At 52.2% G+C, this 16,445-nt stretch carries 18 protein-coding genes, 1 tRNA gene and 1 rRNA gene; 5 read left to right on the forward strand and 15 right to left on the reverse strand.

Features of this window, described 5'->3' with window-relative positions; translation table 11 throughout:
- The 3 genes from GS535_RS07180 to GS535_RS07190 form a co-directional block, all read right to left on the reverse strand.
- A 16S ribosomal RNA gene (locus GS535_RS07180) occupies positions 1-354 on the reverse strand; the annotation flags it as partial.
- A gap of 415 nt (positions 355-769) precedes the next feature.
- The gene (locus GS535_RS07185) at positions 770-1,279 is read right to left on the reverse strand and encodes a DUF192 domain-containing protein (RefSeq protein WP_160791742.1); all 510 of its coding nucleotides are present in this window, start codon (positions 1,277-1,279) and stop codon (positions 770-772) included.
- Positions 1,280-1,321: 42 nt separating this feature from the next.
- A complete protein-coding gene (locus tag GS535_RS07190) occupies positions 1,322-1,981 on the reverse strand; it encodes an MBL fold metallo-hydrolase (protein ID WP_160791938.1) in 660 nt (219 codons plus the stop codon).
- A 310-nt stretch (positions 1,982-2,291) separates the two neighbouring features.
- Between GS535_RS07190 and GS535_RS07195 the strand changes: the two genes are divergently transcribed.
- Positions 2,292-2,942, forward strand: coding sequence for a CHAP domain-containing protein (locus GS535_RS07195; RefSeq protein WP_160791743.1), 651 nt, complete (start codon positions 2,292-2,294; stop codon positions 2,940-2,942).
- Positions 2,943-3,008: 66 nt separating this feature from the next.
- Here GS535_RS07195 and GS535_RS07200 read toward each other — a convergent pair whose 3' ends face one another.
- From GS535_RS07200 to rfaD, 10 genes are all read right to left on the reverse strand, one after another.
- The gene (locus GS535_RS07200; RefSeq protein ID WP_160791744.1) at positions 3,009-3,464 is read right to left on the reverse strand and encodes a 23S rRNA (pseudouridine(1915)-N(3))-methyltransferase RlmH; all 456 of its coding nucleotides are present in this window, start codon (positions 3,462-3,464) and stop codon (positions 3,009-3,011) included.
- Positions 3,465-3,473: 9 nt separating this feature from the next.
- Positions 3,474-3,890 carry a ribosome silencing factor gene (rsfS, locus tag GS535_RS07205; protein WP_160791745.1) on the reverse strand — a complete coding sequence of 139 codons (417 nt, stop codon included), beginning with the start codon at positions 3,888-3,890 and terminating at the stop codon, positions 3,474-3,476.
- Positions 3,891-3,907: 17 nt separating this feature from the next.
- Complete coding sequence (locus GS535_RS07210; RefSeq protein WP_160791746.1) at positions 3,908-4,549, reverse strand: nicotinate-nucleotide adenylyltransferase; 642 nt, start codon at positions 4,547-4,549, stop codon at positions 3,908-3,910.
- Positions 4,542-5,801 (reverse strand): glutamate-5-semialdehyde dehydrogenase, encoded by a 1,260-nt coding sequence (locus GS535_RS07215; protein ID WP_160791747.1) that lies wholly within the window; start codon positions 5,799-5,801, stop codon positions 4,542-4,544. The genes GS535_RS07210 and GS535_RS07215 overlap by 8 nt, the downstream gene beginning before the upstream one ends.
- 12 nt (positions 5,802-5,813) lie before the next feature.
- Positions 5,814-6,908: a redox-regulated ATPase YchF gene (gene ychF / locus GS535_RS07220; protein WP_160791748.1), complete on the reverse strand. Its 1,095-nt coding sequence runs from the start codon at positions 6,906-6,908 to the stop codon at positions 5,814-5,816.
- Positions 6,909-6,999: 91 nt separating this feature from the next.
- Positions 7,000-7,575 (reverse strand): aminoacyl-tRNA hydrolase, encoded by a 576-nt coding sequence (gene pth, locus GS535_RS07225; RefSeq protein ID WP_160791749.1) that lies wholly within the window; start codon positions 7,573-7,575, stop codon positions 7,000-7,002.
- A gap of 14 nt (positions 7,576-7,589) precedes the next feature.
- Positions 7,590-8,231 (reverse strand): 50S ribosomal protein L25/general stress protein Ctc, encoded by a 642-nt coding sequence (locus tag GS535_RS07230; RefSeq protein WP_160791750.1) that lies wholly within the window; start codon positions 8,229-8,231, stop codon positions 7,590-7,592.
- A gap of 99 nt (positions 8,232-8,330) precedes the next feature.
- Entirely contained in the window at positions 8,331-9,119 is a 789-nt protein-coding gene (gene pgeF, locus GS535_RS07235; RefSeq protein WP_160791751.1) for a peptidoglycan editing factor PgeF, read from the reverse strand.
- Positions 9,116-9,940: a prolipoprotein diacylglyceryl transferase gene (gene lgt, locus GS535_RS07240; protein WP_370518143.1), complete on the reverse strand. Its 825-nt coding sequence runs from the start codon at positions 9,938-9,940 to the stop codon at positions 9,116-9,118. Before lgt ends, pgeF begins: the two co-directional genes overlap by 4 nt.
- On the reverse strand, positions 9,937-10,917 hold the full coding sequence (gene rfaD, locus GS535_RS07245) for an ADP-glyceromanno-heptose 6-epimerase (RefSeq protein WP_160791940.1): 981 nt from the start codon (positions 10,915-10,917) through the stop codon (positions 9,937-9,939). The genes lgt and rfaD overlap by 4 nt, the downstream gene beginning before the upstream one ends.
- An 83-nt stretch (positions 10,918-11,000) precedes the next feature.
- Between rfaD and GS535_RS07250 the strand changes: the two genes are divergently transcribed.
- From GS535_RS07250 to GS535_RS07265, 4 genes are all read left to right on the forward strand, one after another.
- Positions 11,001-11,285 (forward strand): accessory factor UbiK family protein, encoded by a 285-nt coding sequence (locus GS535_RS07250; protein WP_018979944.1) that lies wholly within the window; start codon positions 11,001-11,003, stop codon positions 11,283-11,285.
- 40 nt (positions 11,286-11,325) lie between these two features.
- Complete coding sequence (proC, locus tag GS535_RS07255) at positions 11,326-12,138, forward strand: pyrroline-5-carboxylate reductase (protein ID WP_160791752.1); 813 nt, start codon at positions 11,326-11,328, stop codon at positions 12,136-12,138.
- Positions 12,139-12,159: 21 nt separating this feature from the next.
- Positions 12,160-12,804, forward strand: coding sequence for a TetR family transcriptional regulator (locus tag GS535_RS07260; RefSeq protein WP_160791753.1), 645 nt, complete (start codon positions 12,160-12,162; stop codon positions 12,802-12,804).
- An 85-nt stretch (positions 12,805-12,889) separates the two neighbouring features.
- Positions 12,890-12,964, forward strand: a tRNA-Gln gene (locus tag GS535_RS07265).
- A gap of 177 nt (positions 12,965-13,141) precedes the next feature.
- On the opposite strand, the gene GS535_RS07270 is transcribed toward GS535_RS07265, so the two are convergent.
- Together GS535_RS07270 and GS535_RS07275 are read right to left on the reverse strand one after the other, a co-directional pair.
- On the reverse strand, positions 13,142-14,101 hold the full coding sequence (locus tag GS535_RS07270) for a hypothetical protein (protein WP_160791754.1): 960 nt from the start codon (positions 14,099-14,101) through the stop codon (positions 13,142-13,144).
- 302 nt (positions 14,102-14,403) lie between these two features.
- Complete coding sequence (locus GS535_RS07275; RefSeq protein ID WP_160791755.1) at positions 14,404-16,443, reverse strand: NAD(+) synthase; 2,040 nt, start codon at positions 16,441-16,443, stop codon at positions 14,404-14,406.
- Between the last annotated feature and the right edge of the window lie 2 nt (positions 16,444-16,445).

Raw genomic sequence — 16,445 nt, forward strand, 5'->3', positions numbered from 1 at the left:
GTTGCCCCCATTGTCCAATATTCCCCACTGCTGCCTCCCGTAGGAGTCTGGGCCGTGTCTCAGTCCCAGTGTGGCTGATCATCCTCTCAAACCAGCTATTGATCATCGCCTTGGTCAGCCTTTACCCAACCAACTAGCTAATCAAACGCAGGCCCCTCCTAAGGCAACAAAAGCCTTTGACCCTCAGGTATCATGCGGTATTAGCACCAGTTTCCCAGTGTTATCCCCCACCTCAGGATAGGTTCCTACGCGTTACTCACCCGTCCGCCACTAACCCCGAAAGGTTCGTGCGACTTGCATGTGTTAAGCATGCCGCCAGCGTTCGCTCTGAGCCAGAATCAAACTCTCACGTTCAATCCTACCAAAACGCACAAGCATTCAAAGCATCTAAACTATGTCAGAATACATCAACACTTGCGTCCTAGCGTCTAAACACTAAAACGCCGCCAATATATCCCTTCCAGTCTCTTCCTATTCAACTTTCAAAGATCAGCATCTCTACCGGTCAACCCCGCCGCGTTTCCGCTCCAGCGCCGCCGGTGAATGGGCTTATACACCATCAGAAAAACTCAACAACCCCCTAAATGCATTTTTCTTCAAAAAACTGTCATGTTTTTCATATTAGATGGGAAACGCGCTCTCAAAAGGCCCAGAAAACCTTATATTTCTGCTGGTTATTCATTCCCCCTCACCATCACCCTTCAATCAAAGCCAGCAGGATTCATAGGAGAATCGCTTTAGAGAAACCGTGCAGACATAAGACCGAAGCTTATTGTGATGAGGCCTTCGCTCCAAAAGCCGCGCTCTCTACAGAATCCCCCACAACCAAACCAAGACGCTCCGTCGTTCCCCCGGGAAGTTCAAGCACACTTCCAACAATACCATGGCTACTGATAATCCCTTCGCTTAACGGAACCGCATTTTCTTCGATAGCGTGGATACGATGCTCTATGTCGATGAAAACAAGATCAAGCGGAACAAACGTATTGCGCATCCACATCGCACTCTCCTGAGGCTTGCTCCATAAAAAGAGCATTCCATGATCGGGTGCGATATGTTTACGGAACATCTCACCAATCTCTTGCTCTTGGGGGGTTCGAGCAATTTCTACCGTAAAGCGGTGTACTTCTCCGTTATGCCCCGTAATCGTCAGCGCTTCTGTCGGGAGCTCTGACTGAGCCTGTGTAATCTCAGCATCTGCATACCCAGCAGAAAGCGACAGAGTAGCCCCTGCTATTAAGATGCATAGTCCCACGCGTCTTATAAGGCCTCTTCTCATAAAGCGCCCTCCTTTTAAATTATGGTGTGGTTAAAGATAACATCATACTGAACGCCTTCCTTGAAAGGCTGGGTTCGTCCGCCGCTCCGTGCCAATCATTGTTGGCAAGCCATGACCACTTAGAACAACGGTATCATCGGGCAAGCAAAAAAGCTTTTGCTCAATATGACTGAGAAGCTGTTCCATACTGCCGTAGGCAAAGTCTGTTCGTCCAACAGTGCCACGAAACAACGTATCCCCTACAATAGCCCTTTTATCTAGACGGTCGATAAACACAACGTGACCAGGTGTATGACCAGGCACATGGGCTACTTCTATGTCGTGCCCAAGCAACTGTAATGTATCGCCATCGCTAAGATACCGATCCGGCTCAACATGGGTCATACCAGACAAACCAAAAGCAGCGGCTTGTTTCTCGATAGATTGAAGAAGAAATGCATCCTCGCGGGTGGGGCCCAATATTGGAACAGCTTTCCCTTGGCTCATTTTTAGGAGATCTCTGAGAGGCCGCGCCCCACCAGCATGGTCGAGATGGCCATGTGTCAGGAGAATCGCTTCAACATGAAGATGAGCCACCTCTTGAAAGATTCGGTCACTCTCCCCACCAGGATCAATAATAAAAGCATGTCCTGCTTCATTTGAAAAAATCGTACAATTCTGGCGGAGGGGCGTTACCGATAATCTTCGTAAGGCCAGCGTCATCACATTTTCTTTCCTATGTAATCAATAAGATAAGGCCATATTGCCCGTTTCTTTATCCGTCTTAGCAAAAACTGCTTGTATTTTGTGAAGAGGCCAAATGCTCTTATGAAATAACCCTCCATGAATATGAACATCTTTTTGCCATAATGACGGCCAATGAATGGAACATCTCTACCAACAGCAGGAAACAGCCAAAAATAACAGTTTTTTTAGGGAGCGAGCCTTGCTTTCTCAAAGGAAATTCTGATAGGTAGATGCAATCATTTTACATAGCTGGTATGGCGAATTTCGAGCGAATAGGACATCTGCGATGCTGAGACGCGGCAAGAGACTGATTTTTTCTTCCCTAACACTCTCCGCGCTCGTCTTATGCGTTCCTCAGGCTCATGCTCGCCATAGCCAAGTTTTCCATCATCGGCACACATTGCACCACACACGTTCTTACCGTCACGTTCTGCAATGCGTTGGTTTTGTGCATCAAGCGACAGATTTCCATATTCGTGGAAACGCCCGTGACTGGTGGCAGCGCGCAGCTGGCCTCTACGCACGAGGGAACACACCAGCTTCTGGCGCTGTCCTCAGCTTCCTTCCACGACGTCATATGCGCCTTGGTCATGTGGCCGTGGTTCGTTCTCAAGTTGATAGCCGCACAATCCTTATTGACCAATCTCATTGGGGCCATAATGGGATTGATCGTAATGTCCGCGTTGTGGATGTTTCACCAAATAATGACTGGACAGCAGTCCGTGTTGCGCTACGCGGGCACCAAGACAGTTTTGGAAGCATCTATAAAACCCACGGATTTATTTACAACCGCCCAGAAGGCAAAGCTCCTGCCCAGGGGAACATGCAAGACGTCTTAGCTTCTAATAATGACGGGCTACAGACAGCTTCTCTTCCTGATAATGCCCCTACACAGGAAGTTTTTGTTGACGATGCTCCTAATCGCTCCATTCGCTGAAACAGCATATTCCGAAAAGGAAAAGGCCTCACTCCTAGGGAAGTGGGGCCTTTTTTATAACCTCGTCTAAGGGCGTCCGGCCTTGTGATAAGGATGACCACTTAAAATTGCTTGAGCCCGAAAAAGCTGCTCTGCCAACATGACGCGCACCAGCATATGCGGCCAAGTAAGCTTCCCGAGCGATAACAACGCATCAGCGCGCTGAACAACGGCACGATCCAATCCTTCTGCTCCACCAATCAGAAAGCATAAAGGGCGACCTGTTTCCTGCCATCGCTGATAATGTTGAGCTAAGGTGGGGCTATCTATAACTTTCCCACCTTCATCTAAAGCGATAATAAAGGCATTGCTCGGACACGCTCCTAAAAGAGCATCAGCCTCGCGCCGTTTTTGCTCTTGGGCCGCTCCCTTCCCTTGTGCCACCTCCACTACCGTTAATGCAGGACGAAGACGCCCCATATAACGTGTGAGCAAATCGCGCTCAGGGCCCGCTTTCAGCTTACCAACAGCAATAAGCTTCATCAGCTCAACTTAATGTTGTGTTGAAGAAGACTGACCAACGGTGACTTCCTCATCAGCTTGGTCAAAGTCACTGCCCCACATACGCTCTAGGGCATAAAGCTCGCGACTTTCTGGCATAAAGAGATGAACGATCACATCGCCAGCGTCCAGCAACACCCAATCGCTATTCTGGTCACCCTCAACACGCACACGTGCCAGATTTTCTTCTTTCAAACGGCGTTCAATATGCTGTGCCATCGCCGCAATCTGACGTTCAGCAACACCAGAAGCGATGATCATACGGTCTGCAAAACCAGCACGACCGACCAAGTCCAATGTAACGATGTTCTCCGCCTTATCTTCATTTAAGCTTTCGGCAATCACCTCAAGCGTACGAGTAAGGGCCTCTTCTGGAGAAAGATCGGTCTGGATAGGCGATGTATTCATAACAGTGATGATGGCTCTCATGTCTGATCAGCGAGGCGGAAATGCCCAGCCTTACGTAATGCTGTAGAAGATATAGCGTTCTGTGCAGCGGAAAGAAACGTCCATCCCGGTTTCCCATGCGTTTTTAATAAAACAGACGCTTCTCGTGGTCGATGCCGACGATGGCGCAACACAGACGCAGCCGGCCCTCGTAACGCTGGCATAACGCTGCCCGGACGTGGAAACACAACAATAGGAACCAATTCTGCAAGCCGCCTCCAGCGGCGCCAACGTGCGAAATTAGCGAGTCCATCGGCCCCCATTAGCCACACAAATTGGCAATGTGGGAACTGCGTTTTCAACCGGTCAACTGTACGCACAGTGTAACGCTCGCCCATTCTCTGCTCAATATCCGTCGCAACGATGCGCCGCCCATCGGCTATTGCCTGCGCTGTTTTCAGCCGTTCCTTAAAAGGGGCCATCCCACGAGCGGGTTTCAGTGGATTCCCTGGCGATACCATCAACCAGACTTGATCCAACTGCAAACCACTCAGCGCACGCTTGGCAAGCTGTCGATGCCCTTCATGGGCTGGGTTAAACGACCCTCCGAGAAGGCCAATACGCATTCTTCGCCCATCGCCAAAACGCGACACCGCCGTGCAAGAAGGCGCTTTAACCACGCACCTGCCCTTTCCCACGAATTTCGTACCGATAGCTTGTAAGCTGCTCGAGCCCTACAGGGCCGCGTGCATGGAGTCGCCCTGTAGCGATGCCAATTTCAGCCCCGAATCCAAACTCACCCCCATCACAAAACTGCGTTGAGGCGTTCCACATCACAACAGCGCTTTCTATCCCATTCAGAAAGCGTTCAGCCGCGTGTGGATTTTCCGTCACGATCGCCTCAGTATGACCGCTGCCATAACGCGCAATATGTGCAAGTGCTCCCTCCACATCATCCACTATAGCAATCGAAAGAACTGGCGCGAGCCATTCTGTCGCAAAATCATCAGGCTGAGCCGCTGGCAAAGTGGGCACAATAGCTTGAGCGCACTTATCTGCGCGAAAAGAACAGCCCTTTTCACTCATCTCTGCCACTAAAGACGGAAGAAAAACAAGTGCAATGGCACGATCCACCAAAAGCGTTTCTGTCGCACCGCAAATACCCGGCCGACGCAGCTTCGCATTCATGACAATCCGCTGCGCCATCTCTAGGTCTGCGTCCTGATGTACGTAAGTATGACAGAGCCCTTCGGCATGGGCCAAAACAGGCACACGAGCATCGCGCTGTACCCGCTCGACAAGCCCTTTTCCACCGCGAGGAATAATGACATCCACACCATCCACCGCTTGCAGCAACGCCCCGACAAGCGCACGGTCAGCCGACGGAAGAATCTGCACAGAGCACGGATCGAGCCCTTCTTGGCTCAACCCCTCAACCATTGCTTGATGAATAACACGCGCAGAATGCAAGCTCTCCGCTCCACCACGCAAAATGACCGCATTGCCTGAACGAATACATAAAGCCGCGGCATCTGCCCCCACATTAGGACGGCTTTCATAAATCATCCCAACCACACCAAGAGGCACCGCCACGCGTCGGAACTGCAAACCGTTCGGCTGTGTCCACTCTGCGAGCACGCGTCCAAGCGGATCTGGCAATAAAGCAACAGCTTCAACACCGGCAGCCATCGCCTCAATCCGCTCTGGTGTCAGGGTGAGACGATCACGAAACGCCTCGCTACGCTCAACCGATAGACCCATCAGGTCTTTTCGGTTGGCATCTAGCAGGGCATCCGTCTGCGCTCGAAGCGCACGCGCTGCCCCGCGCAAAGCCCGCGCCCGCTGTTCATCAGACGACCGCGACAAAGATACCGCTGCATGACGAGCAGCCTTTGTCAGAGTCGTTAAAACAGCGGACTCGGAACCAGACATAGGGATGATCCCTCAGACATTGAAGCGGAAGAGCAGGACATCACCATCCTGCACCACGTAGCTTTTCCCTTCAATACGAAGTTTCCCCGCCTCACGTGCGCCGGATTCGCCGCCATATTCAATATAATCATCGTAAGCAACGGTTTCGCACGCAATGAAACCGCGCTCGAAGTCATTATGAATAACAGCAGCCGCTTGTGGGGCTTTTGTTCCTTCTGTGATGGTCCAAGCACGCGTCTCTTTTGGCCCAACAGTGAAGTAAGTTTGCAGCCCCAAAAGGCGATACCCCGCCGCAATGACGCGATCGAGCCCACTATCACTCAGACCCAACCCATCTAAGAACTCACCGCGTTCTTCACTATCGAGCTGGCTCACTTCGGCTTCAATCGCAGCAGAGACGATGACCACACCCGCCCCTTCGGCTTCAGCGCGCTTTTTGACCTCATCGGAATAGCGATTCCCGGTAGCAGCAGAACCTTCTTCCACATTGCACACATAAAGCACAGGCTTTGTGGTCATCAGCTGTAACCGTGCGGCTTCACGCTCCTGGCCTTTCGGCACCGCCGTACGCGCAGGCTGCCCGTTTTGCAGAGCCTCAATCAGCGGTTTCATCAGCTCAAGCTGATCTTTCGCCTCACGATCATTCCCACGAGCGCGCTTTTGCAACGTGACTTCCCGGCGCTCAAGGCTCGCAAGATCCGCCAGCATAAGCTCGGTTTCAATAATCTCCGCATCACGCACGGGGTCCACGCCCCCTTCAACATGCGTAATATCGTCATCATCAAAGCAACGCAGCACGTGAATAATCGCGTCTACTTCACGGATATTAGCAAGAAACTGGTTCCCCAGCCCTTCACCCTTCGACGCGCCACGCACCAAGCCTGCAATATCAACAAACTCAAGGCTTGTTGGGACTTCTTTTTGAGAATGGCCAATCCGTGCCAACTCACCCAGACGCGCATCCGGCACCGCAACACGCCCTGTATTGGGCTCAATCGTGCAGAAAGGATAATTCGCTGATTGCGCAGAAGCCGTCTGCGTCAGGGCGTTGAACAGGGTGGATTTGCCGACATTGGGGAGGCCGACGATCCCACAATTGAACCCCATTCGTGCTCTCCATCTTTCTATCAGCGCCATCTAATACAGTGCGCTGTGGTTATCTCTTTTGAAAAACAAGGGCTCTTGCTCTGGAGCCCCTCTATCCGTTTTGGCGACCTAACGCGACCTTCGTCATAAAAGCATCATGCTGCTCTTGCGCGAGCAGAGGTGCCGCATCGGCAAGATCATCCAACCAATAGCCAAGCTCCGTCCGCTCAGCACTGGCAAAATCACCCAGCACGTAATTATGAACTTTATCACGACTTCCAGGATGACCAATCCCCAAACGAACACGCCAATAATCTGGCCCGGGTAGGGATTTATCCATCGAACGCAGCCCGTTATGACCTGCAGCCCCTCCGCCACGCTTAATGCGCATACGGCCGAAGGCTAAGTCCAGCTCATCATGAAAGACGAGAATATCTTGCTGGTCGATTTTATAAAAACGAGCGGCTTGCTGAACACTGTCACCCGACAGATTCATAAAGGTCATCGGCTTAAGAAGGATGATTTTTTCCCGCCCAATCACGCCTTCAGAAGTTTCCCCCCGGAAACGCTTACGCCACGGGGAAGTCCCGTGGCGCGCAGCGATCGTATCGACCGCCATAAAGCCGATATTGTGGCGGTTGCGGCTCATCCCTGACCCAGGATTGCCGAGTCCGATCCAGAGCTTCACAACCTTATGCCCTCTTACTTATCGCCTTCAGCACTTTCTGCGGATGCCGCTTCGGCTCCTGCCGCTTCAGCAGCATCAGCCTCTTCGTCCACTGTTGGTGGTGCGATAGACGCGATCACGAAGTTCGGGATCTGAAGCATTGGGGTCGCTTTTTCTGTACCCTTCAGATCATCCCAACGCACATTGTCATGAATGTCGAGCTTGCTGACATCAACAACGAAGTGCTCAGGAATATCTTCCACAGGAACACGCACATCAACAGTGTGACGAGCGATGTTCAATGCACCACCACGTTTAATGCCTGGGGACTCTTCTTCACCTTCAAAGACGATACCGACCTGAACATGAACCTTCTGGCCAGCAACCAGACGCAGGAAGTCGATGTGCAATGCTGCATCGCTAACAGGGTGGAACTGAATGTCACGGATCAGGGCACGAACTTCTTCACCACCGATCTCGAAACGATACAGACGGGACTGCCAACCACCACGCTGCAACTCTTTCATGATGATGCGCGGGTCGATCGAAATCAGGGTCGGCTCTTTTTTACCGCCGTATACCACGCCTGGCACCATGCCATCACGTCTCGTGGCGCGCGCTGCCCCCTTACCTGCTTTCGCGCGCTCGGAGATATTGAGGTTTGTCAATTTAACCACTTTATTACGCTCCTGCGTCTAAAAAATCCAATTCCTATGGCCTCCAGGGGTGCCAATAGGTGCGTTCGCACTAAACGACTTTGAAGAAAAAAACAATGTTTATTCGCTCATCCCCCGCGAAAAAGCCCGGATCGCAGAGAGCTGACGCCCTGTGCGGGCATCCCCTGCTAAGCACGCTTGGCGATGGCTAAAGAAGCGTGCGTCGTCACGCGTATCCACCCCCATGTTTTCAACCTGCACATCTGCACAAAGCTGCAAACGCCACGCACAAAACCCAGGCAGGTCAAAGAAGACATGATGCGCCCGCACAGCAGGAACAAAAAAACGCTCTGCTTGAGGATGCTGTGCGATGATCTCTGTCTTCATCTCCTCACCAATTTCATAAGAACTTTGGGCAATAGATGGGCCAATAACCGCTGTGATCCTCCCGGCCCCGAGAGCACGCATGTTCTGTACCGTTGCCTCAAGCACCCCTCCAACGGCACCGCGCCAGCCCGCATGGGCGGCACCAACAACACGCCCATCATGGGACGAGAACAGCACAGGCGCACAATCGGCTGTCATCACCGTCAACACCACATCTGAACGCGCACTCACCAAGGCATCAGCTTGCGGCCGCTCTGCCACAGACCATAACGGCATTTCGTCATCCACAGTGATAACGTGGACGCCATGCACCTGCTCCATACTCAGCAACGCTTCCGGGAGCACACGCATATGCGCGGCATAGCGCCGCCAGTTTTCCGCGAGAGCATCGGGATGATCGGCCGTGTTCCAGCCAGCATTCAACGTCTCATAAGGCGGGGCTGACACACCCCCCTCTCGCGTGAAAAACGCATGGCCTACCGGCAAAGAAGACGCTGCTAAACAGGGCAAAATACCCTTCATGATGGCTCATCCAACGCTAAAGGCGTACGCTTAAATGAGCTGCTCATGAGCCATAGGCCAAACAGCGCCATCGGAATACAGAGAAGCTGCCCCATCGTGATGTGACCCGCTAGGAAACCAATATTCGCATCCGGCTCGCGGAAAAGCTCACAAAAAGCACGGGCACAGGCATAGCCGAACAGAAACAAGCCCGATAGAAAGCCTGGACGCTGCCGGATCGAGATTTTCCCAGCTGTCAGCAACATGACGATTAAGAGCAACACGCCTTCGGTCAGAGCTTCATAAAGTTCAGAAGGATGACGCGGTTCCGGCCCAACAGCAGGAAAGACCATCGCCCATGGCACGCCCGGCCCTGCTGGACGCCCCCACAGCTCGCCATTGATGAAATTCGCACACCGTCCCAAAGCCAAACCAACCGGCACAACCGGGACAATACGATCTGCAAACGCCAAAAAGCTAAGCTGACGCCGCCACGCAAAAATCGCCATAGCGATAATGACACCCAGCGCCCCACCGTGGAAGGACATACCGCCCTTCCATGTTTGCACAATCTCTAAAGGATGGTGGAGGAAAAAAAGTGGACGATAAAAAAGCACATAGCCCAACCGTCCCCCAAAAAGAACGCCAAGCACGGCATAGAAAAGGAAATCATCCACCGCTTCACGGTCTGCCACCTTTGGTGGAAGCGCCATAAGAAGACGCGCCACAGGAAGCGCCATAATGAACGCCACGATATAGGCCAAAGCGTACCAACGTACGACTAATGGGCCAAGGTGAAACGCAATTGGGTCAATCGCAGGGAAGATCAGCGGTGCGCTCACAAATAGTACCTTTCATTGGCAAGATAATGGTCAATATAGCGAGCGACCCCTTCTTCAAGCGAGGTAAAACTCTCTTGATAGCCAGCACGCCGCAACGCGCTCATATCAGCGCATGTATAGGACTGATATTGCCCACGCAAAAAAGCCGGCATGTCGATAAACTCAATATCACGCGCTTTGCCAGCGGCATCACACACCGCATAGGCAAGGTCACGATAGCTTCGCGCTTGCCCTGTGCCACAGTTAAACAAGCCACTGACAGAAGGATGCTCCCATAGCCACAGCAAAACCTTGACCACATCACCAACCCAAATAAAGTCTCGCTTTTGCTGGCCATCCTCCAAGCCCGGCACGTCAGAGCGGAAAAGGCGTGCGGCTTCCCCGCGCCTTAACTCATCATATTTCACCTTAACGACCGAAAGCATCCTGCCCTTATGATATTCATTAGGGCCGTAAACATTGAAAAATTTTAGCCCCGCCCATTGAGGGGGATGAGGCAGGCCGCCCTCAATTTGATCTCGCACCCAAAGGTCAAACGCCTGTTTAGACCAGCCATAAAGATTAAGCGGTCGCAGCGTATCAATAGTCCCAAACCCATCACAGAATCCGCCGTCATGGCTTGCACCACCATAGGTTGCCGCTGAGGAAGCATAAATAAAAGGCACTTGCCTATGCGTGCACCAAAGCCACAAAAATTGTGACAAAGCGACGTTACTTTCCCACACGAGGTCACCATCACGCGCGGTAGTCGCGCTGATCGCTCCAAGGTGGAAAACAGCCGTGATCTCCTCTGCCTCTTCCAGAAAAGAAGGAAACGCTTCAGGGGACACAAGTTGATGAGGTGGATGCGTCGCTAAATTGCGCCACTTCCCCTGATCACGCAAACGGTCCACAATGACAATTTGCTCCCCTCGCTGATAGAGGGCTTCCTGAAGACACGAACCAATGAACCCGGCACCGCCGGTGACGATAATCATTCTTGTTGTATAGTCTGGACATCCGCAGGTTCCAACAACCAACATAGGCATGCGTCCAGCACGGACATTAAGGAGAGTTTTCTATGGCTGACCGTCCCCGTTTTTTTGATGATCTCACCGGTTTTGCCGGTACCGCCTTTTCCGCTATGACAGGAGCACGTGAAGAGGTGCATTCGCTCGTTCGTAGCCGCGTTGATGAAATCCTTTATTCTCTCAACCTCGTTCGTCGTGATGAATTTGACGCCGTCCAAGAAATGGCTAGTCGCGCGCGTTTGGCTCAGGAACGCAGCGAGAGCCGCCTTACTGAACTCGAAGACCGCCTTAATGATTTAGAACAAACGCTCACAGAACCTTCCTCGGAGCGTTAAGTTCACTCTCCTTTTCCCCCTTTTTGTTGGAGACACTCTTATGACCTCCCCAAACGTGCTTCTTATCGGCTGTGGCAAAATGGGCGGCGCCCTTGCACAAGGCTGGATGGCCGCTCAAAACCCACCAAAGCTCATGGTGTTAGACCGCAAGCTGCAACAAGCCCACGGTGGTAGCCCCATTGTCCGCACAGCATCAGACATTCCTGCCGATTTCCAGCCTGACATCATCGTTCTCGCTGTAAAACCAGCTGGTGCCGATGCTATGCTGGCTACTCTCCGCGATGCCCTTGGAGAACGCCTCCATAAGTCTGCACTCCTCTCTGTCATGGCCGGCAAAACATGCGACCACCTCGCTAAAGCGTGCGGATGGGATGATATGGCCGTCATTCGTACAATGCCGAATACCCCATCCAGCGTTGGAGCCGGCACGACGGGTCTCTATGCATCCCCTCATGTCTCTGAAGCACAAAAACAAATTGCGATCACGTTGATGCAACAGGTCGGCACGGTAGTTCCCGTTTCACGTGAAACCGACCTTCGCAGCGTCATCGCCATTGCAGGTTCTGCTCCAGCTTATATCTTTTTCCTTACCGAACTGCTGGAAAAAACGGGTGTTGAGCTGGGGCTAACAGCTGAACAATCGCGTGAATTAGCCCGCAGCATGATGTATGGTGCTGGCAAAATGCTACATGACCTTCCCGAAGACGCGTCAACATTGCGCAAAAATGTCACCAGCCCAAATGGCACAACCGCTGCTGCTTTGGCCGTCTTTATGGACGAGAATAACTGGCCACGCACAGTAAAACTCGCCGCCCAGGCCGCTGTGCGCCGGTCAGAAGAACTCGATAACTGACCTAGAGGAGCCCCCATCGCCATGACGGCTGCAATTGATCCTAAAGTGCTCGACCATGCCTTGATCGAATCTGCCCTCTTCTTGGTTGGGCAGCACGGATGGCACCGCCTGTCTCTCGTTGAGGCTGCACGCGATGCAGGCCTCCCCGTTGACCAAGTGCGGGCACGCTACCCTTTCAAAGCATGCGTGCTTACAGCGCTCAGCCGTCTGGCCGATGAGGCCGCTTTACAGGGAGATCACGAAGGCCTTCCCCTTCGTGATGTGCTCTTTGATTTACTCATGCGTCGTTTTGATGTTTTCCAAGAACATCGCACAGGCTTGCGCACGGTGCTGCACACTCTTCCGCGAGACCCAGCCCTTGCCGCTCTTATCGCTACAGCGACACTCGACAGCCTTCGTTGGGTAGCAGACTATGCAGGGCTAGACCGACGCGGTCTCAGTGGAGCAATACGCCTCAACAGCTTGGGTGTTGTATGGACACACGCCGTTCGTGCTTGGGAAAAAGATGATACGTCTGACCTCAGCAGCACCATGAATGCTCTTGACCATGCCTTAAACCGCGCAGAACGTTTTGGCATGCTAAAATCTCTCTATACGCAAGAGACAGAGGGAGACACGGAAGAAGACAGTGGCCTACCAGACTACGTCCCAGCTGACGATGAGTAACAGCTTTATGGACGTATTTTTTCTAAAATAATATTTTCTTCCCCCTTTACGGCGCGATAGGTTCAAGCTAAAAGATCCTCATCGTTGGGATGTAGCCAAGCGGTAAGGCAGCGGATTTTGATTCCGCCATGCGGAGGTTCGAATCCTCCCATCCCAGCCAATTTTCCTAAAAATATCATCAGAAGATGCGAATTCCCCAAGGGAATATCGTTATGCTCGTTTCTTCTAACCTAATACGTTTAGGCGACAGGCTTATTCTGAGCATAAAAAAGCCCACCACACATAGATGGCGGGCTTTTAGCCGTATATCTCAACCAATTTCAGAAGAATCTACGGATTAAAATCCGTGGAAATCCGTTGGTTTCAGATGCGTTGTATGTAGGAAGGTGATCTTTGTCTGATCATCCAAACTAATCGTCGTATCACCACCACTCACAGTGGCAGAATCGAGGATATGCTGGATATTCCCCATATTCGAAGACGAAATACCGACAGTATTTCCAGCAGCACTGCCGAAGTCCGTAATCGTGTATTGCCCGCCTTTGTCATTCAGGAACTGGAACAGGTTTGGCGCCCCACTTCCTCCTGACAATGTCGCAGCATCGTGTTCGTTCATATTATGAACACTGATCGTGTCGGAGGCAGAACCACCCTGTATGGTGTCCCCGTTGCCAACATTCGCAACAAGGGAATTATGCGACGACGACGCGTCAAAGAGAATATGCCCTCCGCCTCCGGTCGTATTTTTACTATCAAAATGAGTAATCCCCTTAGAATCGGGCTGCTCACCATTGAAGTAAAGCTGCGTCGCACCTTGGTTCGTTCCGACATAATGGTAGGTACTATTGCCCGTCCCATAAATGGTTGCATTCTCGGACTGAAGAACGGTATCCCCTGAGCCACCCAAGAACGTTAGCGGCCCATTAACGGTGATATGGTTACTAACTCCGCCGTTAACCTGAAGATTGCCCGCAGCAGAAATTGTATCCTGAACCCCGCCGGTTATCGTATCATTGACGCCAGCATTAAGGTGGTTTCGGCCTGAAGAGTTATCAGCAACAGCAACGTCGTTCCCACCAACCGCAAAGACACTATTCCCCTGCGTAATCGCCCCCGGCGTTGTATCCGCACCAGCAGCCGCAGACGTTCTGTCATCTGACCGCGTTTCTACAGCAGATCGCTCAAACGCACGCCCCATCGAACGCTCAAACGCGCGCCCCATACGGCTTGAACGCTGCCCAGAAAATGGAACAGAGAACGGCCTGTTAGAACCGCCGATAACAGTGACGACTGGCATAAACCCTCCTCTTTCATTAATGAGCAACGCCCGACAATAAGGCATCTTCCCTCACAGGGAGACACGAATGACAAAAGCCATTATGGGCAAATTTTATTGGGTGAACTAGCCTATAATAGCGCTTCCCTGCAAGGGATTGTTTCACGTCACTCTAATGAATTAGTACTAAGGTAGTCGGTAAAAAGAAATTTTCAAGCTTCTAACATCAACTTTACAAAAACCGAGGAGACAGTTGCTGCCCATAAAAGGATTTTAAAGACACACCCAATCTCTACTGTTTTTGTCTGGGAATTACCCTTCTTTCATTCACGAGGACTTCCTTCGCAAATCCCGTCAAGAGACCGCAGCCATAAAGACGCCTGCCCATCTGACGGCGCACGCCAATCACCACGTGGTGAAAGAGACCCTCCTGCAACCACTTTCGGCCCATTAGGCATTGCTGAACGCTTAAACTGGCTACTCCCAAAGAAACGCCTTACAAAAACCCTCATCCAACGCACAATGTCAGAAAGCTCATAGGAAACACGCTTATCAAGCGGGTAATGTACAGGCCACTCCCCTCTTGTGACGTTACTCCATGCTTTTTCCTGCAAAAAAGCAATACGTCTGGGAGAGAATCCGTAACGCAGCACGTAATAAAGCGTGAAGTCTTGAAGCGGATACGGCCCAATCATCTGTTCTGTACTCTGCATGCCCGCCCCTTGGTCGGGCACAAGCTCAGGCGAGATCTCTGCATTCACAACTGCCTCAAGCGCCTCACGACATTCTTCTGAAAAATGACCATCCTGACGCGCAGCCCAGCGGATCACGTGTTGGATAAGCGTTTTTGGCAAACCCGCATTGACATTATAATGCGCCATCTGGTCGCCCACACCATAGGTGCACCACCCCAACGCCAGCTCCGACAAATCACCCGTGCCAATGACAATCCCTTGATGATGGTTTGCTAAACGGAAAAGAAAGTCCGTGCGAAGCCCCGCCTGAACATTTTCAAAGGTCACGTCATACACAGCTTCACCACGCGCAAAAGGGTGCTCAATCGCTGCTAACATCGCCTGTGCTGTGTCGCGAATATCCAGCACGCCTCCATCAACAGAAAGGCTATTCATGAGCTGATGAGCGAGACGTAAACTCTCTTTCCCCGTTGCAAAACCCGGCATTGTCCGCGCTAAAATCGCCTGCCGTGGCCACCCCATCGCATCGGCAGCCCGTACGGCAACAAGCAACGCTAACGCACTATCCAACCCACCAGAAACACCGATGATCATCCGTTTCGCATGAGCAGCCTTCAGCCGTTGGCACAAGGCTTGCACCTGAATATGCCACGCTTCCTCACAGTCCTGATCTAAACGCTGCACCTGCAACGGCACGAAAGGGAACCGCGCGATCGTGCGCATCAAACCACGATCCTTCACTTCTGGCGCTAAGGTAAACTCAATACGTCGATACGTATCGTCTTTCGGTGCAAAATACCCGCTACGCGTCCGCTCCTGACGGAGCTTAACTAAATCAACATCGGCCAAAAGCTGCATCGCATCTTCTTGAAAGCGTGGAGAAGAAGCCAATATTTCGCCCGCCTCATGCACCGTCAGCTGCCCATCCCAAGCCAAATCTGTCGTGGATTCCCCCACACTCGCCGCCGCATAAAGATACGCGCTCATAGTGCGCATCGACTGTGACGCACAGAGAAGAGCACGCTCTTCTGCTCGCCCTACCGTCACAGGAGAAGCGGAAAGATTAGCCAGAACCGTCGCGCCAGCTTGGGCATGCTGCGTACTAGGCGGTGACGGCGCCCAAAGATCTTCGCAAATCTCAACGCCCAGCGTCAGGCTGTCCACATCCTTTGCCGCGAAAAGCAAATCCGTTCCAAAAGGAATATCCTCTCCACAAAGACGAATTGTTCCCCGGCACTCTTGCCCACTTGAGAAATAACGCGGCTCATAAAACTCACGATAGCGCGGCAAAAAGCTCTTCGGCACCACTCCTAAGAGACGCCCACGATGGATAATTACCGCACAATTATACAGCGCATCTCCGCGCCGTAAGGGGGCCCCTACAACCGCCACACTCATCAAAGACCGGCTTGCATCAACCAGCTCCGACAAAGCGTGCTCAACACCCTCTTGGACAGCTTGCTGAAAATGAAGATCGTCCAACGTGTAGCCACTCAAGCTCAGCTCAGGGAACACGGCCACCGCCGCCCCTTGCTCCGCACAGCGTCGCCACGCGTGCTCAATCGTGCGGGCATTATGCTGCGGGTCAGCCAAAACCACAGGCACTGTACAGGCCGCAACACGTGCAAAACCTTGTTGATAGAGACAATGGAAACGCGACGCTGTCATAA

Source organism: Saccharibacter sp. EH611 (assembly GCF_009834765.1).
In the GTDB taxonomy this organism is placed as follows: Bacteria; Pseudomonadota; Alphaproteobacteria; order Acetobacterales; family Acetobacteraceae; genus Saccharibacter.

Coding starts and splice junctions, on each gene's coding strand:
- GS535_RS07185 (WP_160791742.1), bottom strand. CDS start 1,279: ATGAGAAGAGGCCTTATAAGACGCGTGGGACTATGCATCTTAATAGCA.
- GS535_RS07190 (WP_160791938.1), bottom strand. CDS start 1,981: ATGACGCTGGCCTTACGAAGATTATCGGTAACGCCCCTCCGCCAGAAT.
- GS535_RS07195 (WP_160791743.1), top strand. CDS start 2,292: ATGCTGAGACGCGGCAAGAGACTGATTTTTTCTTCCCTAACACTCTCC.
- GS535_RS07200 (WP_160791744.1), bottom strand. CDS start 3,464: ATGAAGCTTATTGCTGTTGGTAAGCTGAAAGCGGGCCCTGAGCGCGAT.
- rsfS (WP_160791745.1), bottom strand. CDS start 3,890: ATGAATACATCGCCTATCCAGACCGATCTTTCTCCAGAAGAGGCCCTT.
- GS535_RS07215 (WP_160791747.1), bottom strand. CDS start 5,801: ATGTCTGGTTCCGAGTCCGCTGTTTTAACGACTCTGACAAAGGCTGCT.
- ychF (WP_160791748.1), bottom strand. CDS start 6,908: ATGGGGTTCAATTGTGGGATCGTCGGCCTCCCCAATGTCGGCAAATCC.
- pgeF (WP_160791751.1), bottom strand. CDS start 9,119: ATGAAGGGTATTTTGCCCTGTTTAGCAGCGTCTTCTTTGCCGGTAGGC.
- rfaD (WP_160791940.1), bottom strand. CDS start 10,917: ATGATTATCGTCACCGGCGGTGCCGGGTTCATTGGTTCGTGTCTTCAG.
- GS535_RS07250 (WP_018979944.1), top strand. CDS start 11,001: ATGGCTGACCGTCCCCGTTTTTTTGATGATCTCACCGGTTTTGCCGGT.
- proC (WP_160791752.1), top strand. CDS start 11,326: ATGACCTCCCCAAACGTGCTTCTTATCGGCTGTGGCAAAATGGGCGGC.
- GS535_RS07260 (WP_160791753.1), top strand. CDS start 12,160: ATGACGGCTGCAATTGATCCTAAAGTGCTCGACCATGCCTTGATCGAA.
- GS535_RS07270 (WP_160791754.1), bottom strand. CDS start 14,101: ATGCCAGTCGTCACTGTTATCGGCGGTTCTAACAGGCCGTTCTCTGTT.
- GS535_RS07275 (WP_160791755.1), bottom strand. CDS start 16,443: ATGACAGCGTCGCGTTTCCATTGTCTCTATCAACAAGGTTTTGCACGT.